This window comes from Rhodococcus sp. WMMA185, from assembly GCF_001767395.1.
Taxonomy (GTDB): domain Bacteria; phylum Actinomycetota; class Actinomycetes; order Mycobacteriales; family Mycobacteriaceae; genus Rhodococcus_F.
In genome coordinates this window covers 536,398-557,135 of the sequence record NZ_CP017014.1, presented here as the reverse complement: position 1 = coordinate 557,135, position 20,738 = coordinate 536,398, and the positions used below count along the sequence as shown (strand labels likewise).

The window sequence follows — 20,738 nt, the reverse complement described above, 5'->3', positions numbered from 1 at the left end:
TGAAGTTGGCCAGAAGTCGACTCGGTGGAGCCTGACGCGAATCAGTAACCCCCCGTGCCGAACTCGGGTCTATCGACACCCCGACGCACACAAGCTAACACGTTCACTAGGACACACAAGCGGTCTCGGGCATACCGCGTCCACGCCGAGGTCACGACATGAGGCGTCTCGAGAACGCCGGAATCTTCTACGGGGCAAGAACTCAGATCACTTCGCGCATCACTCGTCGTCATCAAGCACTATGTCATCTTTGGCGTCGGGCTGCCTCATAACCGGTCGACCCGACCCATATCTCCAAATCGCATGATCGAGATCGGTCGCATTGACGCTCAGCAAGCCTGCGGCGTCGCGTACCAAGCCAGCAGCACGTTCCGGCGACAGATCGGACACCCCGACCGCATCAGAGACGAACCGCACGACCATACGATCGGCCTTCGCGCCGGGTAAGCCCGCGAGCATCAGGGCGTATTCCCAAGTAATGCCCGATGATTGAGCCTCTACGGAGGTCCACAGCTTCTTCGTGACACGCCTACGCTCGTCGTTTCCCGGCTCCCTCGCGCCATGTTGACGCAGATCTGCGGCTGTCCGTACACCGGCATCGTGGAGCTTTTGCGCTACCTCCTGAATAACAGCCGCCTTCAAGGAAGCACCAGCGCGTGTGGATGCGGGCTTCTGATTGCCGATGCGTTTCGCCCAGCCTGATACGCCGCCGTAATCCTCGAATGACGTCAGCAGTTCCGGCGTTCCGTCCGAGCTTGCCGCTCCATTACGCGATGCTCGGTACCGCTTCACGACATTGACAACGCTGTTGTAATGCGAGCCTGTCGATTGAATCGAATCGATGATGCACAGTGCCAAACCATCGTTGTAGCGATCAGGTCGGAACCACAAAGCGCGGTCACCGAGAACATCGCATGCTTGGGCCAACTTCGTTGTGTCTTGATCCACGATTCCCCCATCGAGATGCGGACATGTCGTACGCAGGTTTTAGCCCTGCCCACCAATGCGAGGAAATTGTCTCGCATGCCGCACTTGTACGCGATCGAATTGAACGCTCCGATGAGGCGCAGAACCCGCGGCGCCGCAGACGAGTTGTTCCGAGCCTTGGCGTGCCTTTGCTTGCCTTTGCGGATTCTCTGCGGACGGAGGGGTGTAAACGGCGAGGTCAATCATGTTGTCGGCGTCGGCTAGATGATCGACCGCGCGCTTTGCGGGTTGCCCCTGCAAAGTAGCCGACCTACTCGGTTTGAGAGTTCGGGGAAGGAACACGCCAGGGCAGCTCGTCAGGTCGTTTTCCGGGCTGTTTTGGGGTGTGTTTCGATCGAACACCCCTTTATCCGCGCGCGCCCCTTGGCCTCAGGGGGAAGAGAGCCAGTGACCGGACGGAGTGGTGTCGGCCGAAACTTGTAGTGATTGCAACCCCACCCCTACAAAGGCCCGGGAGCGAAATACTCACGGGGCCTTCGTGGTCTCGAGTCAGCTGTCGAAGATCGATTCCAGCAGCTGGCTGACGAAAAAGTTCACGCTGCCGAAGGTTCGATCTTCGAAGGAGATCTCGAAGGCCTTGGCCGTGCCCACGAATGTCCCCCAACGCTCGCCGCCATCGGAAGCCTCACAAGACCAATCGATGGTGTGGTCCCCGCGCACCTCTGCGGTAACCCTCGCACTATCCACGCTGCCGGGTTCGACATCCATGATCACGTCGAGAAACATAAGGTCTCCCGAATGGCCGGATATAGGCGGGGCTGTGGACGCTCTGCAGTCGATCTTCGACTCGCTGTTGTTGGTGATGGTCACGATCATGTCCTTGCCCTCGGTTGTCGCCGAGAGGGTGACGTCCTCCGGCGCCGCCTGGGCAGGTGCCGCGAACACGGCGGCCAGGAGCGGGGCGGCCAGCAGTGCGGATGCTGCGGTGCGAACAGATTTCTTCAACGGGTTCCTCTTTCGTCCAGTGATGTTCCGCGAGGCTAACCCACCTCTGCACCCATGGGCGCGAACGACACTCCGGTTGCTCGGCGAGCCTTCACCTTCGCTAACTTCTCCGCAAAGTACTGGCTGTCTTTCAAGAGCCGATTCTGCCGAGCCAGCCCGAGTGCGACATCGACCTCATCGTCGCGGAGGTCGCCCCGCTCCAAACCGGTATCAATGAAAGCGATCAGCTGGGCGACGGCATCCTGCTCGATGCTGTACCCCAATCGCCGACGAGCGTCTTCATCCAAGCCGGCGGTGTACCGGTCAACCAGCCCATCCAGCAGCGATTGGCGACTCCTTATGCATCGAGAGACCTCAAATCGATAGTGGCGCCTGTTATCTGATCAACAGATTGCTTGTTGACTGATTCGGCGCGCACGGTATACGCCCCTCGTAACGCGGGGCAAATCGGGTGGCGTCACAACTCTGGTGTCTCTGGATCGAAGTTGATATCACCAAGCCGACGCTCCGAGATACCCCGAGGCCTGTACGGGAACTACTATCCTGCGCAACTGGATTGGTTTCGGCAAGGTAAGCCTGACCGGTTTGGTATGACTTTCCCTGTGTGGTATCAAACCGGCATGAAACCAAAGAACTTCGCCCGGATCGTCGGCGCACTGATCCTGTTCGGTGGAGGAACAGCAAGCCCCTGCAAAGTAGCCGACCTACTCGGTTTGGGAGTTCGGGGAAGGAACACGCCAGGGCAGCTCGTCAGGTCGTTTTCCGAGCCCCGTGAACCCGCCAGGAAGCAACATCTCGAGCTAGCCGGGGATAGGTCTACCTGAGATTTCCAGGTGCAGAGACCCTTTTGGGCCCTGTTCTGCTGTCGAGTTCACGGTGCACCCCTGGTGAATGTGCCGAGCCCGTTCGCATTGAAGAACTCGAGCACCAGGGTGTCGCCAATGAAGGAGGCCTTGGAAACCATGCCGGTTGGGCCACCCTTACGGGCGGGGGCGAAGGTGAATTCGTCACCGGCCTGGTAACTCAGCGGGAAGACTAGGCCTTCGGGGCCCATCGTTAGAATCAGAGCGCCTTCGCGTTCGGTGACTTGTGCCGCACCGAAGTACTCGTTGGCGTACGAGCCAACATACGTCGCCAGGGGCGATGGTATCGGTGCAGTCGGCACCTGGTCGGTCAACGCATCTTCCGGATCGGGCATCGGCGGAAATTCCTTCTCGTACAGCCCCACCCAATCTTGGCGAACCTCACCAAACTGGACCAACTCGGCGAACTCGGAGGTGAGCGTCTCCGGGACGCCGATCGGTGCGGCATTGGTGAGCGCGACGATTGCGACATCAGCCGACGGGATCGCGACGAAGCTCGTCGCCGCCCCGGACGCAAATGCCCCCGAATGACTGAGAATGATGCGCCCGGCCGGGCTGATGTCGATGTCGAACCCGTAACCGTAGAAACCCGCGCGGGCGTCGGGGGAGGTCGGCGCCGAAGAGACGTTCTGCGGCGAGATCGCTGGTAAAAGCGATTCGGCGGGAATCAACTGCCGTCCGTCGGCCTCACCGTTGGCCAGCAGCATCTTCAACCATGCTGTGAGATCGTTTACGGACGAACTGACGCCCCCGGCGGGCGACTGGGGGTCCGGATCCCGCTCCGCCTGCGCGACATACGTTCCGTCGATCTTCATGTGGCCTACGGCACGGTTTTCGCGCGCTGCGTAGTCCGCATAGCGGGAGCTGGTGGTCGACATGCCTAGCGGCTCGTAGAGTGCCTGCTGCGACAGGGTCGCCCAATCGGTGCCCGACGCGTTCGCCACGGCCTCGGCAGCCGCCGTGAGGCCGAAGTTGGTGTACGCGTATGAGTTCCGGAACGGGTTGATCGGGAGCAGACGCAACCGCTCGAGGATCTGTTGCCGGTCGTAGCCCAGACCCTCGAGTATGTCGCCGGCGTGACCGGGGAGCCCGGAGCGATGTGCGTACAGGTCGCCGACGGTGACGTTCTCGGTCGTATCCGGGTCGGCGAGCGAGAACCCGGGCACCTTCTCGGCGACTGGGGTGCCCCAGTCGACGATCCCCTTTCCGACCTGATGCGCGACGACGGTCGCACCGATCGGTTTCGATAGGGATGCCAACTGGAATACCGTGTCGGCGGTCACCTTCTCCGAAGATCCGACCTCGCGGACTCCGAACCCTTTCGCGTACACGGTCGCTCCAGCGTGCACGACGGCGACGGCCATACCCGGGATACCGGAGGAATCCATCAGTTCCTCGACTCGCCGATCGAGTTGGGCGACAGCATCCGCGACCGCACCCTCGGGAAGCGGAACACCCGCGACCTGAGCGGGATTGACCGGCGTTGGAGTCGCGGACGTGCGCGGTATGTCCTCTACGGTCGAGGTGCATCCGGCCATCAGAGTAGCGGCAGCGAAGACCGCTGCAAGCGGTGAGTATCGGCGGAGAGCGTGCACATCGGACCTTTCTCGTTACCTCGCCCTGAGCCCCACTACACGTGGAACCGGAATTCAGTGCTGGGCGTTTGTTGAAGCTGACAGTTGTTGAGAAATGCACTCTATCTGCATGTTCCACCGTTCGGATTGCTGGCTGGGTATGGGGCGAATCTGATCTACTGCGTGCTCTCTGCGTACCGAGAGGAACATCCGGCGCCCCTGAGGTCGATCATGATATCGACGTCAGCAAGATGATGGCTCAAAACGTGGGCACGATGACCACGCAGACCCCTACGCCGAATACCGCCGAATACCGATCGGCTTCGGCCAGGTGTCCACGGTATGAGCGCCGTTTTTCGTCCAAGAACGGGCTGTTTTGGGCCCTGTTTCGACCGAACACCCCTATGTCCGCATGCGCGGGCGCGACCCCCTCAGCCCGGGAGAGAGAAGCAGGGACCGGGCGGAGTGGTCGTCCTGGTGAACTGCAGCGATTTCGAACCCCTACCCCTGGAGGGCGCACGCACTGTGGACACCCCTGGTCTGAGTCCGACTCATAGACCACTCGGTTAGTCCTCAGGGATTGGGAAGCAGGGCATCGGGAAGGGGGTCTCGACGCTCATCCCATAAAAGGTAAGGGCATATCCCGCGACGGACCCCCCAAAGAGGAGGGGACTCAAGATTGACCCCAGTGACCCCAGTGACTCCACTGACTCCATTGGCGACTCCAGTGACCCCATGAGCACATCCATCGACTCAAATGCGCTGGTCGAGCCCGTTGAACCGGTGGGCGAGCTCTGGTCGGGGCAGGAACCGTCAGGACCGTCCTGATCGTCGCTGACCTGGATAACCATAGGGTCGACGGTGACGTTCCCACCGTCTGCCGCGCTGGCCGGCGTCGCGAACGCGGCAGCGAGGAGCGGGGCGGCAACCACTGCCGTCACAGTGGCACGAACTGACTTCTTCAACGGTTCCTCTTTCGTCGGTGATGTTGAGACTGGCCGGGAAGTGATGGTTCTATGCGTCGAGAACCTCGCAAATCAGACTTTCTTCCCAGAGGGACAATAACGACGATTGGGTCCCCTGCCTACACGCGAGCCGGATTCCGGCGGTTTCCCAGGAGCCGGATTGGACTATTCAAGGAGACTAACCAGCGCCGACGGGGCATGTTCCTCTGGATCAAAGGCCAGGGCGCGGACCATACCTTGCTTAGCGAGGGCGCAGCTCCGGGTTTGTCACCACTGTTCGCTCAGCGACCCGCGCATCGGGCTGACGGCGGCATTCCGTGAGCACTACCCTCCGCAGCCTTACCGAGAGCCAAGAATAAGCAGTTGACCAGGGCCTCTACACGTTGAACCGGAACTCCACCACGTCGCCGTCAGCCATGATGTAGTCCTTGCCCTCCATGCGTACCTTGCCCGCCGCCTTGGCGGCGGCCATCGAGCCGGCATCGACGAGGTCGCCGAAGGACACGATCTCGGCCTTGATGAAGCCGCGCTCGAAGTCGGTGTGGATGACGCCGGCGGCCTGCGGGGCGGTATCGCCCTTGTGGATGGTCCAGGCCCGGGCTTCCTTGGGGCCTGCGGTCAGGTAGGTCTGCAGCCCGAGGGTGTGGAAGCCGGTACGGGCAAGGGCGTGCAGCCCGGGCTCGCTCTGACCGATCGAGTCGAGCATCTCCTGCCGGTCCTCCTCGTCGAGCTCGAGTAGCTCTTGCTCGACCTTCGCATCGAGGAACACCGCATCCGCGGGGGCCACGGAGGCCCGAAGCTCGGCGACCTTCGCCTCGTCGGTGAGGACCGACTCGTCGGCGTTGAAGACGTAGAGGAACGGCTTGGTGGTGAGCAGGCTCAGCTCCCGCAGCAACCCGAAGTCCAGCTTGTCCTTCGCGCTGAACAGGGTCTTACCCTCGTTGAGAACCTCCTGCGCCTTCAATGCCTCGTCGTGCGTGGGCTTGAGTTCTTTGTTCTTCTTCGCTTCCTTCTCGAGCCGCGGAAGCGCCTTCTCCAGCGTCTGCATATCGGCGATGACGAGCTCTGTCTCGATCACCTCGATGTCGGACGCCGGGTCCACGCGACCGTCGACGTGCACGACGTCGTCGTCATTGAACACGCGAACTACCTGGCAGATCGCGTCGGCCTCTCGAATGTTGGCCAGGAACTTGTTGCCCAGGCCCGCCCCCTCGGAAGCGCCCTTGACGATGCCGGCGATGTCGACGAACGACACCGTTGCAGGCAGGATGCGCGCAGAGCTGAATATGTCGGCGAGCTTGGACAGCCGCGGATCGGGCAGTTCGACCAGTCCGACGTTGGGTTCGATGGTCGCGAACGGGTAGTTCGCGGCCAGCACGTCGTTGTTGGTCAGAGCGTTGAACAAGGTGGACTTGCCGACGTTGGGCAGTCCGACGATTCCGAGGGTAAGGCTCACGGTCGTTGGATTCTACGGCGTCCGGATCGAATCACCGACCGTCGGTGGTCACAAGCTCGTGGTATTCAAACTCGAGGTGTCGCCAGTTGCGATCACGACGGCGATCAGGACCACGTAGAAGACCACGAACAGGATCATCAGCGCCGCAAAGATCCAGAGTGCGATCTTGCCGAGGGACTTGGCCCGTTCCGATGCATAGTGAGCGCCCTGGTAGTCGCCCATCGCCCACCGGGGGTACACCTCGTGAACGTGGTTGAACGCCGAGAACGCGAGGGGCCAGAAGAAGACCACTGCGGCCACGGCCCATCCTGCGTTCGACGGCGGCAGCGGCGGCGGGCCGTACTGGCCCGGATACGGCTGCTGCGGCGGTTGCTGCTGGGTCTGGTACTGGAAGCCGGACGAACCCGTGTCGTCAGGTTTCGGCATTCCCTGGTCGCTCGGCCATTGCGGATTACTAGTCGGTTCTGACATCAATTCCCCCATTCGCGGCAACGGAACTTGCGTTCACTATTTCATCCCCTCCCGGAAGCCCTGGAAGTGACTCTGCCGGAGCACGCACCAACACCTGCCTGCAGGTCTTAGTCTCAGGAGGTGACCCGCTGGTTGATCGTCCTCGTGATATGGATCCTCGGGCTCGGCGCTGCGGCCTTGACTGTCGGTCTGGCGCGCGCCTGGTGGTTCGTCGCAGCCGTCCTGCTCACGCTGGCCGTAGTGGGGACGCGGGATCTGCTGCAACGCAGGCACAGCCTCCTGCGGAACTATCCGATACTCGGGCACGCCCGCTTCCTCCTCGAGAAGATACGGCCCGAGATTCAGCAGTACTTCATCGAATCATCAACTGATGGAACTCCCTTCGATCGAGAGACCCGAGACCTCGTCTACTCACGCGCCAAAGGCACTCTTGCGGAGGAGCCGTTCGGCACCGAGCGGGACGTGCACGCGATCGGCTACGAGTTCATGACCCACTCTCTACGCGCAAGGACGGCGCCGTCGGAACCGCCCAGGGTACGGCTCGGCGGTCCAGACTGCCTGCGTCCCTATGACATCGCTCTCTTGAACGTGTCTGCGATGAGTTTCGGGGCACTGTCGGGCAACGCCATCGAAGCGCTCAACGCAGGGGCGGCACGGGGCGGGTTCGCCCACGACACCGGCGAGGGCGCCATCAGCCCGTACCACCGCAAGCACGGTGGAGACCTGATTTGGGAGATCGGGTCCGCCTACTTCGGCTGCCGCACTCGCGATGGCCGTTTCGACGCCTCCGCCTTCGCCGAACTAGCGAGAGGCGAGCAGGTGAAGGCCATTTCGATCAAACTCTCCCAGGGTGCGAAACCGGGACTCGGCGGCATACTGCCCGGGGCGAAGGTGTCGCGCGAAATTGCGGAGACGCGGGGGCTACCCCTCGGGGAGACGGTGGTCTCGCCGCCCGCCCACACCGCGTTCAGAACCCCGAACGAGTTGGTCGACTTCATCATCGAGCTTCGAGCGCTGTCGGGTGGCAAGCCGGTGGGGTTCAAATTGTGTGTCGGTTCCCGCGTCGAATTCCTCGCAATCTGCAAAGCCATGCGCAGGCGCGACGTCACCGCCGATTTCGTGATTGTCGACGGTTCCGAGGGTGGGACCGGGGCCGGTCCAGTGGAATTCGAGGACAACATGGGGATGCCTCTCACCGAGGGGCTGATGCTGGTACACAACGCGCTCACCGGGACGGGGCTGCGCGATCGCATCAAGATCGGCGCCTCAGGCAAGGTCGCAAGTGCCGCAGACATCGTCAAGCGGATCATCCAGGGCGCCGACTTCACAATGTCCGCGCGGGCCATGATGTTCGCTGTCGGGTGCATTCAGGCGCAGATCTGCCACACCAACCGCTGCCCGGTCGGGGTCACCACGCAAGACCCGGAGCGGACCCGAGCACTCGACGTCCCCGACAAAGCCGCACGCGTGTTCCGGTTCCAGAAATCGACAGTCGCCAGCGCCCAGCAGATGGTGGCATCGATGGGCCTCGACAGCTTCGATCAGCTGACACCGGACATGCTCAACCGCCGGGTCGACGGTGTCACCACCGAAACCTATGCTGAACTCTACGAGTGGCTGATGCCGGGTGAACTTCTCGACGACCCACCCGCAAGCTGGTTGAGTGACTGGATCGACGCCGATTCAGCTCACTTCTGACGGCACGACCTCCCCGATCACCGACGCCGCTATCAGTACGATCTGGTGTGCAGGCATTGTCTGCACAGCAGGCTGACGACGCCTGCACAAAGAGGAGGACTATCTGTGGCGGAACGCGGATCCGTGAAACCGGACCGGGGGCACCTCATCGGGGTCGGCGCGATGTGGTTGGCCAAATGGTCTCTGGTTCTGGCAGCAATCGCACTGGGCGCCGTGTTGCTCGGCTGGGTCATCGCGAAGCTGTGGGTGATCGTTCTTCCCGTGGCCTTGGCCATCGTCGTATGCACCGTGTTGTGGCCGCCGACCAGGGCGATGACGAAACGGAACGTCCCCCCGGCGCTCGCTGCCGCGACGACGCTCGTGGTGTTCATCGCGGTCGTCGCCGGAATCGTCGCGGGCATCGTGCCATCGGTCGTCAACCAAGCACCTGAACTAGCCAACCGAGCCACCGAGGGCATCAATACGATCCAGGACTGGCTGAGAGGTCCCCCGATCAACCTGCAGGACGAGCAGATCAACGAGGGCATCCACCTAGTCATCACGAAGGTTCAGGAGAGTGGAACCGCCATCGCGTCCGGTGTGTTCACCGGAGTCAGCACCGCCGGATCGCTCCTGATCACCCTCGGCCTCGTGCTCGTCCTGTCGTTCTTCTTCATCAAGGATGGCCCCCGGTTCCTTCCCTGGCTGCACTCCGTGACCGGTGGGCGCGCGGGATACCACCTCGAAGCGGTGCTCAGCCGAATGTGGAATACGCTCGGCGGGTTCATCCGAACTCAGGCACTGGTCAGCCTGATCGACGCCGTGTTCATCGGCGCAGGACTACTGATCCTCGGTGTGCCGCTCGCACCGGTCCTGGCGATCCTGACATTCATCGGTGGCTTCATCCCGATCGTCGGTGCGTTCGTCGCGGGTGCTCTCGCCGTGCTCGTTGCGCTGGTGGCCAACGGCCTGACAACAGCCATAATCGTGTTGATCATCATCATCGCGGTGCAGCAGATCGAGGGCAACGTGCTGCAGCCGGTGTTGCAGAGCAAGAGCATGAAACTCCATGCGGTCGTGGTGTTGCTCTCCGTCGCGGCGGGCGGTTCCGTATTCGGAATCATCGGTGCCTTCCTTGCGGTCCCCACCGCAGCCGTGATCGCCGTAATGCTTCGCTACATCGGCGAACAGATCGACCTGCGTAGCGAGGAGCGCAACATCGACGACACCCTTGCCATCGACGAAGATCTCGAAGAGGCCGAGCGAGAGGGTGTCACGGTCGACGAATCCGTCTCCGGCGAGAACTCACCGGCGTCAGCCGGCGACCACCTCCAGGGTGGAGCCGGATCGTCCGCGAATCACGTGTAGTCGGTTCGGGATTCGCTGACGCATCTCATCGACGTGACTGACGATTCCGACCACACGGCCACCGGCTCGAAGTTCGTCGAGCACACCCATGACCGAATCGAGGGTGTCGGAATCGAGAGTGCCGAATCCTTCGTCGATGAACATCGTGTCGAGCACGACGCCTCCGGACTCCGCGGCGACCACATCGGCGAGGCCGAGCGCCAACGACAATGACGCCAGGAACGACTCCCCACCGGAGAGAGTCTTGGCCGACCGCACCACCCCTGTGTAGTCGTCGCGGATGTCGAGCCCCAGGCCTCCACGTCGGCCCCGCGGCCCGGCTTCGTCGCTGTGCACGAATTCATATCGCCCAGCGGACATTCGGCCTAAGCGTGCGGACGCCGAAACCGCCACCTCTTCCAACCGCGCCGCCAGCACATAGGACCGCAGCGACATTCGTCGGGAATTCTGACCACGACCTGCGATCACCTCGGCGAGCGCGGCCAGCTCCTCGTGGGCAGCCTGCTTCGGGGCCATCGCCTCGGCAGCCTCGTCGAGCTGCCTGACGAATCGTTCGAGGTCGAGTAGCCGGCGCTCGGCATCAGCTGCCGCTGCGACGGCAGCGTTCACCGACTCCGTCGCGACATCGTGCGCGTGTTGGACGGGAGACAATTCCACGGGTTCGACGCCCGAGACGGCAAGCACATCCGGATCATCGAGCACTCTCCGGGCGCCGACCTCCGCGTCGCGAGCCGCCGAGAGAACTGCCTCGATCTCACCTTGCCGAGCCGTTGTTCTCACTGCAGACAGGGCTTCGTCGATGTCCCCGAAATCTGCACTCTCAGCGAGCGCTTTCGCCTTTGCGGTGAGTTCACCGGCGGAAACCTCCGCCGAAACACCCGCATCACGTGCGTCGAGAAGACGTGAAGCCGTCTCGGCAAGCTCCTCGAGCCGCACGCGGCGAGCTTCCACACTCGGATCCTCGCCTGCGGCCGCTTTCACTCGGATTTCGATCTCGTCCAATTGCGCCGCAGTCGCTGCGAGCTTCTCGTCCACGGTTGCCGCGTCTGCGCCCAGTTCCCTGAGGCGTTCGTGCAGCTGGCTCTCACGATCCCGAAGGTCTCCGAGTGACTTGGCCCGCGCCCCTACCTCGTTGGAGAGTACGGTCGCCTCTTGCACCTTCCTGTCGGCTTCGGTGTGTGCCTGTGCGAGCTGGTCCACGTCACCGTCACCACAGCGCTGAATCAGCACCTCGATCTCACGCTCGACCACGGCCAGCTCGTCCCGCGTGGCGGTCAACGCGACCGCCGCACGCTGCTCCTCGCCTAGTGCCTCGTCCTCTTCCGATTTGGTGACGGATAGTTCAGACGGCTCGGCCGGACGCGGATGCTCGAGCGATCCGCACACCACGCAGGGCTCACCGTCCTCGAGGTTGCCCGCCAGTTCCGCTGCCATCCCGACGATTCGACGCTGCAGCAGGTCGAGCCAGCTTCCGCGCGCGTCCTGATGCGACTGCCGGGCGTCGAGCACCGCCTGCTCGAGCCGATCACGCTCGAGCCGGCGCGGCCGAAGATCTGCTGCAGCCGAGGCGGCATCGGCCGCACGGTCTCGGACGTCCACGAGGGCGGGCAGAGCGGCAGCGGCCTTCTGCGCCGACTCGAGCTCCCTCTCCGCTACCTGCAGCGCGAGAGGCAGCTGCTCGCGTTCCTGCGACAGCGCCTCACCAGCGCCGGTGAGTTCGACTCTCCGTTCCCGCAGGCGATCGAGTTCGACGGAGAGGCGTGCGGCGGCGGCGGACTCGACAAGGGCGGCGTCGAGACGCACGACCTCGTCTCGCCAGGAACGGATCTTCGACCGGATACGCTCTCGATCGGAAGACGCCGGTGGCCAGGGCAATTCGGCCACAAGGTCGTGACCACCCATTCTCGAACCAAGGTCCTCGGCGATCACCTCTGCCCTCTGCAGAGCGCTGGCCGACTTGGTCCGAGCATCCTCAGCTTCCCGCGCCACGGCTGCCACCGGTTCGGCGCGGCGCGCATCGGCCAACTCGGCGGCGAGGACGGAGCGCTCGCCTGCCCCTGCCGCGTGGGCGGCAAGTTCCTCCTCCGCCCGGCGTCGACGGTTCTGCAGTTCGAGAATCCGGCGGGCCTCGGCCAGTGCGTCACCGGCCGACTTCGCGTCAGCTTTGGCCCTCTCCAGGTCATTCGAGGCGGCTTCATGGACCTCACGGGCCTGATTCCCGAGCTTGTGGGCCCAGATCACGGGATCGGCGTCGGCGCCCGCCTCGATTCCCGCTGCTGTCGCGACCTTCGCGATCAGGACCTCGATGCCCCTCTGATGTTCGTCCAAATCCTGGGCGCTCGTGCGCCTGCGGTTGAGGAACCACTCTTCCACCGTCTGGAAACGGGTGGTGTCGAACAACCTCTCCAGAAGCTGACCGCGGTCCTCGTTGTCGGCGCGCAGGAACCTCGCGAACTCACCCTGCGGCAGCAGGACCACCTGGAAGAACTGATCGGCGCTCATGCCCATCAGCCGCCCGACTTCCTCGGCGATGTCGGGGATGCGGGACAGGTCTTCGCCGCGACCGTCGAGCCAGCTGAGCGTGGCCTTCGCGTTCTCCTTGATCGTTCCCGACCCCCGGCGCTTCAGGCGCTCGAACTCGGGGCTGCGCACGATTCGCAGATGCCGACCGGCAATCGTGGCCTCGAGTGTCACCGTCGGAACCGAGCCGGCGGGCGCATGGTCGGAGAGGAGCCGCTTACCTTCCTTTCGTGCCCCGGGAACGGTGCCGTAGAGCGCGAAGGCCACCGCATCGAGAACAGTGGTCTTACCCGCGCCGGTGTGACCGTGCAGAAGGAACAGACCATCGGCGCCGAGACGATCGAAGTCGACTTCCACCGATCCGGCGAACGGCCCGAAGGCTTCGATCTCGAGTCGGTGCAGTTTCATGCGGTCTGCTCCATTGCACCAACTTCGGCGGTGCGCTCCCCTGCCCGGTCTGCGAATCCGAGTGCGGCTTCCACCAACCTCACCTCACCCGGCGACGGATCGCTGCGTACATCAGCCAGGAAGCTGCGCGTGATCTGCAAATCGCTGCGCCCACGAATCTTGTCTCGGTACCGGAGAGTCTCACTGCCCTCCGGGCGTTGCCACTCGAGATGGACGGCGAAGGGGAATCGGGTCTGCAGCGCGCGCATGGCGTCGATCGGACGCTCTGGGTCCGTGAGGACGGCTGACACGTAGCAATCCTCGGCGTCTTGGTATTCGTCGTTCTCCAGCAGCTCACGCACCGTGCCCGTCAGTTGTCGCAATCCGCGGACCACCGGCAACGCGACACGCTCGACGGCTCGCAGTCCGTCTGCGTCCATCTCCACGATGAAGACCGCCTTGTCGTGGGTCCGCTCTCCGAACGAGTACGGCAGCGGTGAACCGGAGTACCGAATGTTCTCGGCGAGAGTCTGAGGCGAATGGAGGTGGCCGAGCGCCACGTAGTCGACTCCCTCGAACGCCGAAGCCGGAACCGTCTCGACACCACCGACCGAGATGGACCGCTCCGATCCCGTGGGCTCGGCACCCACGACGAACGCGTGCGCGAGCAGCACAGACCTGGTTCGAGCAAGGGTCTGACGCCGGACATCGAGATCGGCGCGAACACGGCCCATCGCGGCATCGAGGATCTCGGCGTGCGACCGGGCGGACGGCACCCCGAGTCGATCGCGGGTGATCTCCGGTTCCAGGTAGGGAATGCCGTAGAACGCGACCGGACCGTACTCGTCCTCGAGAATCACAGGTGAGCCGATACCTGCGACCGTCGTCATCAGATGCAGGCCGCCGGCACGGGAGAATGCCGCGCCGGCACCCAACCTGGCAGCAGAGTCGTGATTGCCGGAGGTCGCGACGATGACCGCGCCGGCGTCTCGGATCGCTTCCAATCCGCGGTTGCATACGGTGACGGCATCAGCGCTGGGGATCGAACGGTCGTAGACGTCTCCAGGAACGACGACGACGTCGACACTGCGCTCGGCGACGACGGCGGCGATGGCATCGAGCGCACAGGCCTGGTCGGCGAGCAGATCCACCCCGTGGAACGTGCGTCCGATGTGCCAGTCCGAAGTGTGCAGGATCCTCATACCCCGAGACCGTAGAGCACCACGGTGACATCCTCGAAACTTCCACCGCACGGCGCCGAATCGATTCCACTTGTCGGTGGCTTGGTGCACCATCTTCCTCATGAATGCACTCGCTGCACTCGGCATGCTCCTCGCGCTGGCCGCGGGCACTGCCCTCGGGTGGTTGCTGCACGCAGCACGCAGTGGTGACCGGGCCGCGCGAGCCGAAGCCCAACTGGCTGCACTGCGGGAGAACGAAACCCTACTGCGGCAATCGTTGACTGCTGCCAGTGAAGACTCTGCGCGACGCCACTCGGGCGCGATCGGCGATCAAGTCTCTCGCCTGGTCGGACCCCTGCAGGAGGCGGTCGGCGCGTTGGCTCGGCAGGTCGATCACGTCGAACGCAATCGCGTCCACGCCTATGCCGGACTCACCGAGCAGGTCGAGGGCATGTACCGGGCCTCACAGACGCTGTCCACACAAACCAGTCAACTCGTCACCGCGCTTCGCGCGCCGCAGGTCCGCGGCAAGTGGGGCGAGATCCAACTCGAGCGCGTGGTGGAGTTGGCCGGAATGGTCCGGCACTGCGACTTCGACACACAGGTCAGCAGGGAGGGTGTCCGTCCCGACCTTCTCGTGTATTTGGCGGGAGGCAAGCAGATCGTGGTCGACGCGAAGGTCCCGTTCGCGGCCTTCCTCGACGCCGCGCAGGCAGAAGATCCGAGTGCACAGGCAAAGCACCTCACCCGCCACGCCCGGCAACTGCGCACCCACGTCGACCAGTTGGCCGACAAGGCGTACTGGGAGTCCTTCGACCCGACGCCGGAGTTCGTGGTCCTGTTCGTTCCTGGCGACCCGTTCCTGGACGCGGCGCTGACCACCGACTCCGGACTCCTCGAGTACGCCTTCGAACGGAACGTAATCCTGGCCACACCCACCACACTGATCGCGTTGCTACGGACCATCGCACACACGTGGCGTCAGGAATCCTTGTCGCAGGACGCTGCGAAGATTCACCAACTCGGCCGCGAGCTGTACTCGAGATTGGGAATCGTCGGTTCGCACCTCGACCGATTGGGCTCACAACTCGGCAAGGCAGTGGACTCGTTCAACCTCACCGTCGCCTCGATGGAGTCCCGAGTAACAGTCACCGCCCGTAAGCTGCACGACCTCGAGATCTTCGACGGCGATTTACCCGAGGTCGAGCCCGTGGACTCCTGGCCGCGACGCACAAACCTCGAGGATCTGTCACCCTCGAACGGACACGCCAACGAGGCCATTTAGCAAGTTGCGGTTACTGTCATTGTGTGTCTGCAACGCAACGTGCTCGCTCTGGGGTGCCACTCGACAGTAGGTCGGTCATCCCAACGATCCCGGGACTCCCCTGGTGGGGCGTCGTTCTCCTGGCCGTCGGAGTCACTTTTGCCGGACTCGCCGTGGATGCGACTCGAGGCACCGAACTCACGGCGGCGTTCTCCGCGTTCTACTTCCTCGGCTGCATTCTCGCCGTGCTCGCCGCGGGGAATCGGGCGCTGTTCACCGCGATCGTCCAGCCGCCGCTGATCCTGTTCGTCGCTGTACCGCTAGGTCAGAGCCTGATTGCAGGAGAAAGCAGCACGGCTCTGAAGGATTTGGCGATCAACGTTGTATATCCGCTGATCAACCGGTTTCCGCTGATGCTCGGGACCACCGTTGTCGCGCTCGTGATCGGCGGGATTCGATTGGTTCTGCTCAAACAACGCCGCGCTGTACGCACACACAAGTCGACGCGACGACCTGAGCGAACGGCTCGGGCAGCCCGGGCGCGAACCGCGGGCGAGGAAACGTGGCAGGCTCCCCCGCGAAGGGCAAGGGAAGCGGGCGCACCGCCGCGCCCCCGCCCCTCCCCACGACGTGACGCCGCACCTCAGCATCCGCGTCAGTCTCCTCGACAGGGACCAGGCCACCCTCCGCGGCGGGGGCAACCACCGCGACAGCAACAACCGCCGCGGCAGCAACAACCCCAACACCAGGGGCAACCACAACCTCGCCGGTCGTCGTATGCAGGTGGCCGTGCTGCACCACCTCCAACCGTCGACCGACCCGCACAGGCGCCATCCCAGTGGATCCAACCGCGCCCGACACCTCGACCGCAGAGCGGCAACACCGAGGTCCCCGCGCATCCGATCCCGCGGGTGCGCTACCGAAGCAGCGGCGAGCCGCCGTACGGGACGGAGCACCCGCGCTAGAGGTGTGTGCCGGTTCGATCAGGATTCGCGGCGCTCAGGTCCTCGCGGCACGAAGCTCACGCGGTAGCGCGAAGACGAGCGTCTCGTTGGCGGTGGTGACCGATTGCACGTTGTGGAATCCGTGCTCGTCCAGCAGGTCGATCACGCCGCGCACAAGAATCTCCGGGACCGAGGCACCCGAGGTGATTCCGATCGTTTCCACCCCGTCGAGCCAGGCAGGGTCAATTTCGCGTGCGTAGTCGACGAGGTACGCTGCCTTCGCCCCAGCGCCCAGTGCAACCTCGACGAGGCGAACTGAGTTCGAGGAGTTCCGGGAGCCGACCACGATCACCAGATCACACTCGGGTGCCATGGCCTTCACTGCCACCTGGCGGTTTTGCGTGGCGTAGCAGATGTCGTCACTCGGCGGATCCTGCAAGTGCGGGAACCGCTCACGCAGTCGTGCCACTGTCTGCATCGTCTCGTCCACGCTCAACGTGGTCTGCGACAACCAGATGACCTTCGTTTCGTCACGGACGGTGATCGCATCGACCGAGTCGGGGCCATCGACCAATTGGACGTGATCGGGAGCCTCGCCTGCGGTACCTTCCACCTCCTCGTGGCCTTCGTGACCGATGAGGAGAATGTCGTAGTCGTCGCGGGCGAAGCGCTTGGCTTCCTGGTGAACCTTGGTCACCAGCGGACACGTGGCGTCGATGGTGCGGAGACTGCGGGCAGCAGCCGATTCGTGCACCGCAGGCGACACACCGTGGGCTGAGAACACGAGCAGCGAGCCCTCTGGTACCTCGTCCGTCTCGTCGACGAAAATCACACCCTGATCGGTGAGCGTCTCGACAACGTGCCGGTTGTGCACGATCTCCTTGCGAACGTAGATCGGCGCTCCGTGCTTCTCCAACGCCTTCTCGACCGTCTCGACTGCGCGATCGACCCCGGCACAGTAGCCGCGAGGTTCCGCGAGCAGAACCCGCTTCTCACCATCGGCACGCGACGCTCCCGAACCTGCCGAACGTGTAATACCCACATCGAGTGGAACAGCCGAAGACATGGCTTCAGACTACTGGGCACCCCCGTCCGCTACGCCACCGCCGGCCCGAGGCGGCGAACCGTGTGTGCTATTGGGCGGACTCGAGCCGACGCAACTGTGCGGCCTCGGCGAAGCTCTGGGCACGTCGGCTACCAAATCCTGGCGCCGTAAGGCAGGATTTGGGGATGATTCGTCCCCCTTTCGTGGCGCGTGTCGCCGCCGGAATCGCCGTGACGGCCGTCGAAGAGGCAAGAAGACTGCCCACCACCGCTGCAACGCTGCCCATGACCGCGCTCAGCCAGGTATTGCAGACCACAATGCGGGTCCAGCAGTCGATCACCGCCCTCGCTATCAAAGGTGACCAGGCTTTCGCCTTGATCAATTGGACCCACGACGATGAACAGCCGGAGTGGGCCGTCTTCGACGAGGACACCAATCCAGATACACCCGCCCCGGGCGCGTCCGACAACCGCTCGGCCGGGGCGGGCCGATTCGCCCTGTACTCGCTGAACCCTCAGGACGAGAGCACGGTCGAGGAGACCTCCACCTCGAAGTCTGCTCCCGCTGCCAGCAACGGCTCCACGCGAAAGACGAAGAGTAAGTCCGGCAAGAAGTCCGCCCCAGCCACTCCCCCGGTGTCCGAACCGGAGATCGCCGCTCACCTCGATTACGGTTCACTGACCCTCGCGCAGCTGCGTGCCCGGCTGCGCACCCTCTCCGTCGAGGACCTCACGGCACTGCTGGATTACGAGAACGCCACCCGGGCGCGGGCACCGTTTCAGACCATGCTTACCAATCGCATCACAACCGCCAAGACCAAGTGACCTCCGCCCAGCCCGGCGCAGCCAGTGTGGGCCCCAGTACCGCCGAGCATCCTTGGCCCGTCCGAACCGTGTCGGCCAAGGTCGCCCAGTGGATCGATCGACTCGGAAGCGTCTGGGTCGAAGGCCAGATAACCCAGATCAATGCCCGCCCAGGCACCCGGACGGCATTTCTGGTCCTGCGGGATCCCTCCGTCGACATGTCACTGTCGGTGACCTGCTCTCCTCGACTGCTGGAGAGCTCACCTGTTCCGCTCACCGAGGGCAGTCGCGTAGTGATGTTCGGCAAGTTGTCGTTCTACACCGGCCGTGGGTCGGTGTCACTGCGTGTGACCGAGATCCGAGCGGTCGGGATCGGTGAACTCCTGGCCCGGATCGAGCGCTTGCGGGCGCTGCTTGCCGCCGAGGGGTTGTTCGACCCCCGGCTCAAGCGCCCGCTGCCGTTCCTGCCCGGCACCGTCGGGCTGATCACCGGTCGTGCCAGCGCCGCCGAGCACGATGTCCTCAGCGTGGCTCGGCGGCGCTGGCCGGCCGTGAAGTTTGAAGTGCGCAACACCCCTGTGCAAGGTGCGACGGCCGTCCCACAGATCCTCGACGCGTTGAAGGAACTCGACGCGGACCCTCAGGTCGATGTGATCATCCTCGCCCGCGGCGGCGGCAGCGTGGAGGACCTGTTGCCGTTCTCCGATGAGACGCTCTGCCGCGCCATCGTCGCCGCCACGACTCCGGTGGTCAGCGCGATCGGGCACGAGCCGGACAGCCCGCTCAGCGATCACGTGGCCGACCTGCGTGCGGCTACGCCGACGGATGCCGCGAAACGCGTGGTACCGGACGCCGTCGCCGAACTGGCACTGGTCGGTGAACTACGGACCCGGAGCGCAGCGGCATTGCGCAACTGGGTCCAGCGTGAGTCGCACCTGATCACCCAGCTTCGCAGTCGGCCGGTACTCGCCGACCCCCTGAGCTCGATCGACCAAAGGTCCGACGAGGTCGAACGGCTACGCGATGCCGCACGACGCGACATCAATCGCGCGATCACCGCGGAGAGTACGACGATCGAGCATCTCCGTGCACGGCTCACAACCCTCGGTCCGGCAGCGACACTGGCCCGCGGGTATTCGGTGGTGCAGCGAATCGTGGCGGGCGGCGACCCCGCAGTGCTGCGGTCCGTCGACGACGCCCCGCCGGGCACCCAAATTCGTGTTCGAGTCGCTGACGGCGCACTCCGCGCCGCAGTGATGGGAAAGGACTGATAGCGATGAGTGAGTCCACCGGAAACGACACCGACATAGCCGAACTCGGCTATGAGGCGGCGCGCGACGAACTCGTCGACGTGGTCAAACTGCTCGAGCAGGGTGGCCTCGACCTCGACGCCTCTCTCGCCCTGTGGGAGCGGGGCGAAGCCCTGGCCAAGAGGTGCGAGGAGCACCTCGCCGGAGCACGCAAACGCGTCGAGACGGCGCTCTCACACGCTGAAGAAGCCGAAGAAGAGGAGTGACGCCGACGCGGCGTCAGAGTGCGGGAGTCGACGTCGCCGGGTCTCAGGGCGCGAGAACCGGCGCGTCTGCCACTGCGGTCGCCAATTGCCGGAAATCCTCTTCGGACGCGCTGCCGGTCAGCAGGATCCGGACGTCGCCGAGGTCTGAGACCCAGATCGGCTCGACACCCTCGCCGCCGTACACGATCCAGTTGTAGCCCGCGACATCCTCGGTTCCGGTCGCCGTGCGTGGGCCGCCGGCCACGAACGACACCAGCGCGGTCTCGGTCGCGTCGCTCTGGGTGAGCTGGATGTAGCGCCCGGCTGGAGTGATGAATCCGACGGTGCTCGAGTCCCCACCTTCGTCTCCGCTGACGACGCTGCGGCTTCCCGAGTTGGGCGTCCACCCCTCCGGGATCACCGGCTCACGCACCGGGAACGACAGGTCCTCGGCGTCATAATTCAGCGCCGCGTTCATGTCGAAACTCGGGATCGGACCGCTCGTCGGTCCGCCCGGGCTGAACGTGCACTGGCTGGCGATAGCTGCGATCAGCACACAGAACAAGACAAGGGGAACGAGCGACCACACCATGTCGCGGTTGTTGTGCAGAATGCGCGGTTTATCTGATGCCACAAGCACAGTATCCAGGGTCAGTGCGTAAACGGCGATTCTCGGGCCCATAGGACGCACACGAGCAGCGCACATCACACTTCTTCCGGGGACCTTGTTGCGAAAGTGATCAGGTCATTCTGGGATGATGGGCAGGAAAGACCACCCGATTCCCGGTGTCCG

Annotated in this window: 17 protein-coding genes and 1 pseudogene; 7 read left to right on the top strand and 11 right to left on the bottom strand. The window is 63.8% G+C overall.

Annotated elements, in window-relative coordinates; genetic code table 11:
- Positions 1 to 219 precede the first annotated feature (219 nt).
- The 6 genes from BFN03_RS02335 to BFN03_RS02305 all read right to left on the bottom strand — a co-directional run bounded on the left by BFN03_RS02335 (position 220) and on the right by BFN03_RS02305 (position 7,261).
- Positions 220 to 948 carry a heme peroxidase gene (locus BFN03_RS02335; RefSeq protein ID WP_232320407.1) on the bottom strand — a complete coding sequence of 243 codons (729 nt, stop codon included), beginning with the start codon at positions 946 to 948 and terminating at the stop codon, positions 220 to 222.
- Between the two features lie 528 nt (positions 949 to 1,476).
- On the bottom strand, positions 1,477 to 1,932 hold the full coding sequence (locus tag BFN03_RS02330; protein ID WP_070377649.1) for a hypothetical protein: 456 nt from the start codon (positions 1,930 to 1,932) through the stop codon (positions 1,477 to 1,479).
- A 35-nt stretch (positions 1,933 to 1,967) separates the two neighbouring features.
- On the bottom strand, positions 1,968 to 2,219 hold the full coding sequence (locus BFN03_RS02325; RefSeq protein WP_157109551.1) for a hypothetical protein: 252 nt from the start codon (positions 2,217 to 2,219) through the stop codon (positions 1,968 to 1,970).
- Between the two features lie 584 nt (positions 2,220 to 2,803).
- On the bottom strand, positions 2,804 to 4,333 hold the full coding sequence (locus BFN03_RS02320; RefSeq protein WP_157109669.1) for a serine hydrolase: 1,530 nt from the start codon (positions 4,331 to 4,333) through the stop codon (positions 2,804 to 2,806).
- A 1,377-nt stretch (positions 4,334 to 5,710) separates the two neighbouring features.
- Entirely contained in the window at positions 5,711 to 6,790 is a 1,080-nt protein-coding gene (gene ychF, locus BFN03_RS02310; RefSeq protein ID WP_070377645.1) for a redox-regulated ATPase YchF, read from the bottom strand.
- Between the two features lie 48 nt (positions 6,791 to 6,838).
- Positions 6,839 to 7,261 (bottom strand): CD225/dispanin family protein, encoded by a 423-nt coding sequence (locus BFN03_RS02305; RefSeq protein ID WP_070380547.1) that lies wholly within the window; start codon positions 7,259 to 7,261, stop codon positions 6,839 to 6,841.
- 120 nt (positions 7,262 to 7,381) lie between these two features.
- Here BFN03_RS02305 and BFN03_RS02300 point away from each other — a divergent pair, with 120 nt between their 5' ends.
- The gene (locus BFN03_RS02300; RefSeq protein ID WP_070377644.1) at positions 7,382 to 8,959 is read left to right on the top strand and encodes an FMN-binding glutamate synthase family protein; all 1,578 of its coding nucleotides are present in this window, start codon (positions 7,382 to 7,384) and stop codon (positions 8,957 to 8,959) included.
- Positions 8,960 to 9,121: 162 nt separating this feature from the next.
- Positions 9,122 to 10,306 (top strand): AI-2E family transporter, encoded by a 1,185-nt coding sequence (locus BFN03_RS02295; protein ID WP_084385727.1) that lies wholly within the window; start codon positions 9,122 to 9,124, stop codon positions 10,304 to 10,306.
- On the opposite strand, the gene BFN03_RS02290 is transcribed toward BFN03_RS02295, so the two are convergent.
- Positions 10,253 to 13,234: an AAA family ATPase gene (locus tag BFN03_RS02290; RefSeq protein WP_070377643.1), complete on the bottom strand. Its 2,982-nt coding sequence runs from the start codon at positions 13,232 to 13,234 to the stop codon at positions 10,253 to 10,255. The genes BFN03_RS02295 and BFN03_RS02290 overlap by 54 nt on opposite strands.
- Positions 13,231 to 14,415: an exonuclease SbcCD subunit D gene (locus BFN03_RS02285; protein ID WP_070377642.1), complete on the bottom strand. Its 1,185-nt coding sequence runs from the start codon at positions 14,413 to 14,415 to the stop codon at positions 13,231 to 13,233. The genes BFN03_RS02290 and BFN03_RS02285 overlap by 4 nt, the downstream gene beginning before the upstream one ends.
- A 100-nt stretch (positions 14,416 to 14,515) precedes the next feature.
- Between BFN03_RS02285 and BFN03_RS02280 the strand changes: the two genes are divergently transcribed.
- Both BFN03_RS02280 and BFN03_RS20930 read left to right on the top strand, forming a co-directional pair.
- A complete protein-coding gene (locus BFN03_RS02280) occupies positions 14,516 to 15,679 on the top strand; it encodes a DNA recombination protein RmuC (RefSeq protein WP_070380546.1) in 1,164 nt (387 codons plus the stop codon).
- Positions 15,680 to 15,702: 23 nt separating this feature from the next.
- Positions 15,703 to 16,071 (top strand): annotated as a pseudogene (locus BFN03_RS20930) (DUF6542 domain-containing protein); the annotation flags it as partial.
- Positions 16,072 to 16,126: 55 nt separating this feature from the next.
- On the opposite strand, the gene BFN03_RS20375 reads toward BFN03_RS20930, so the two are convergent.
- Complete coding sequence (locus tag BFN03_RS20375; protein ID WP_070377641.1) at positions 16,127 to 16,492, bottom strand: hypothetical protein; 366 nt, start codon at positions 16,490 to 16,492, stop codon at positions 16,127 to 16,129.
- Between the two features lie 165 nt (positions 16,493 to 16,657).
- A complete protein-coding gene (locus BFN03_RS02270; RefSeq protein ID WP_070377640.1) occupies positions 16,658 to 17,668 on the bottom strand; it encodes a 4-hydroxy-3-methylbut-2-enyl diphosphate reductase in 1,011 nt (336 codons plus the stop codon).
- Between the two features lie 164 nt (positions 17,669 to 17,832).
- Here BFN03_RS02270 and BFN03_RS02265 point away from each other — a divergent pair, with 164 nt between their 5' ends.
- Genes BFN03_RS02265 through BFN03_RS02255 form a run of 3 tightly spaced genes read left to right on the top strand, consistent with a single transcriptional unit; the run spans position 17,833 to position 19,966 of the window.
- A complete protein-coding gene (locus BFN03_RS02265; protein WP_070377639.1) occupies positions 17,833 to 18,471 on the top strand; it encodes a lipid droplet-associated protein in 639 nt (212 codons plus the stop codon).
- A complete protein-coding gene (gene xseA, locus BFN03_RS02260) occupies positions 18,468 to 19,721 on the top strand; it encodes an exodeoxyribonuclease VII large subunit (protein ID WP_070377638.1) in 1,254 nt (417 codons plus the stop codon). The genes BFN03_RS02265 and xseA overlap by 4 nt, the downstream gene beginning before the upstream one ends.
- A 5-nt stretch (positions 19,722 to 19,726) precedes the next feature.
- Positions 19,727 to 19,966: an exodeoxyribonuclease VII small subunit gene (locus BFN03_RS02255; protein ID WP_070377637.1), complete on the top strand. Its 240-nt coding sequence runs from the start codon at positions 19,727 to 19,729 to the stop codon at positions 19,964 to 19,966.
- A gap of 43 nt (positions 19,967 to 20,009) precedes the next feature.
- Here the strand turns inward: BFN03_RS02255 and BFN03_RS02250 are convergent, their stop codons facing one another.
- Positions 20,010 to 20,579 (bottom strand): DUF4245 domain-containing protein, encoded by a 570-nt coding sequence (locus BFN03_RS02250; protein WP_070380545.1) that lies wholly within the window; start codon positions 20,577 to 20,579, stop codon positions 20,010 to 20,012.
- Positions 20,580 to 20,738 lie beyond the last annotated feature (159 nt).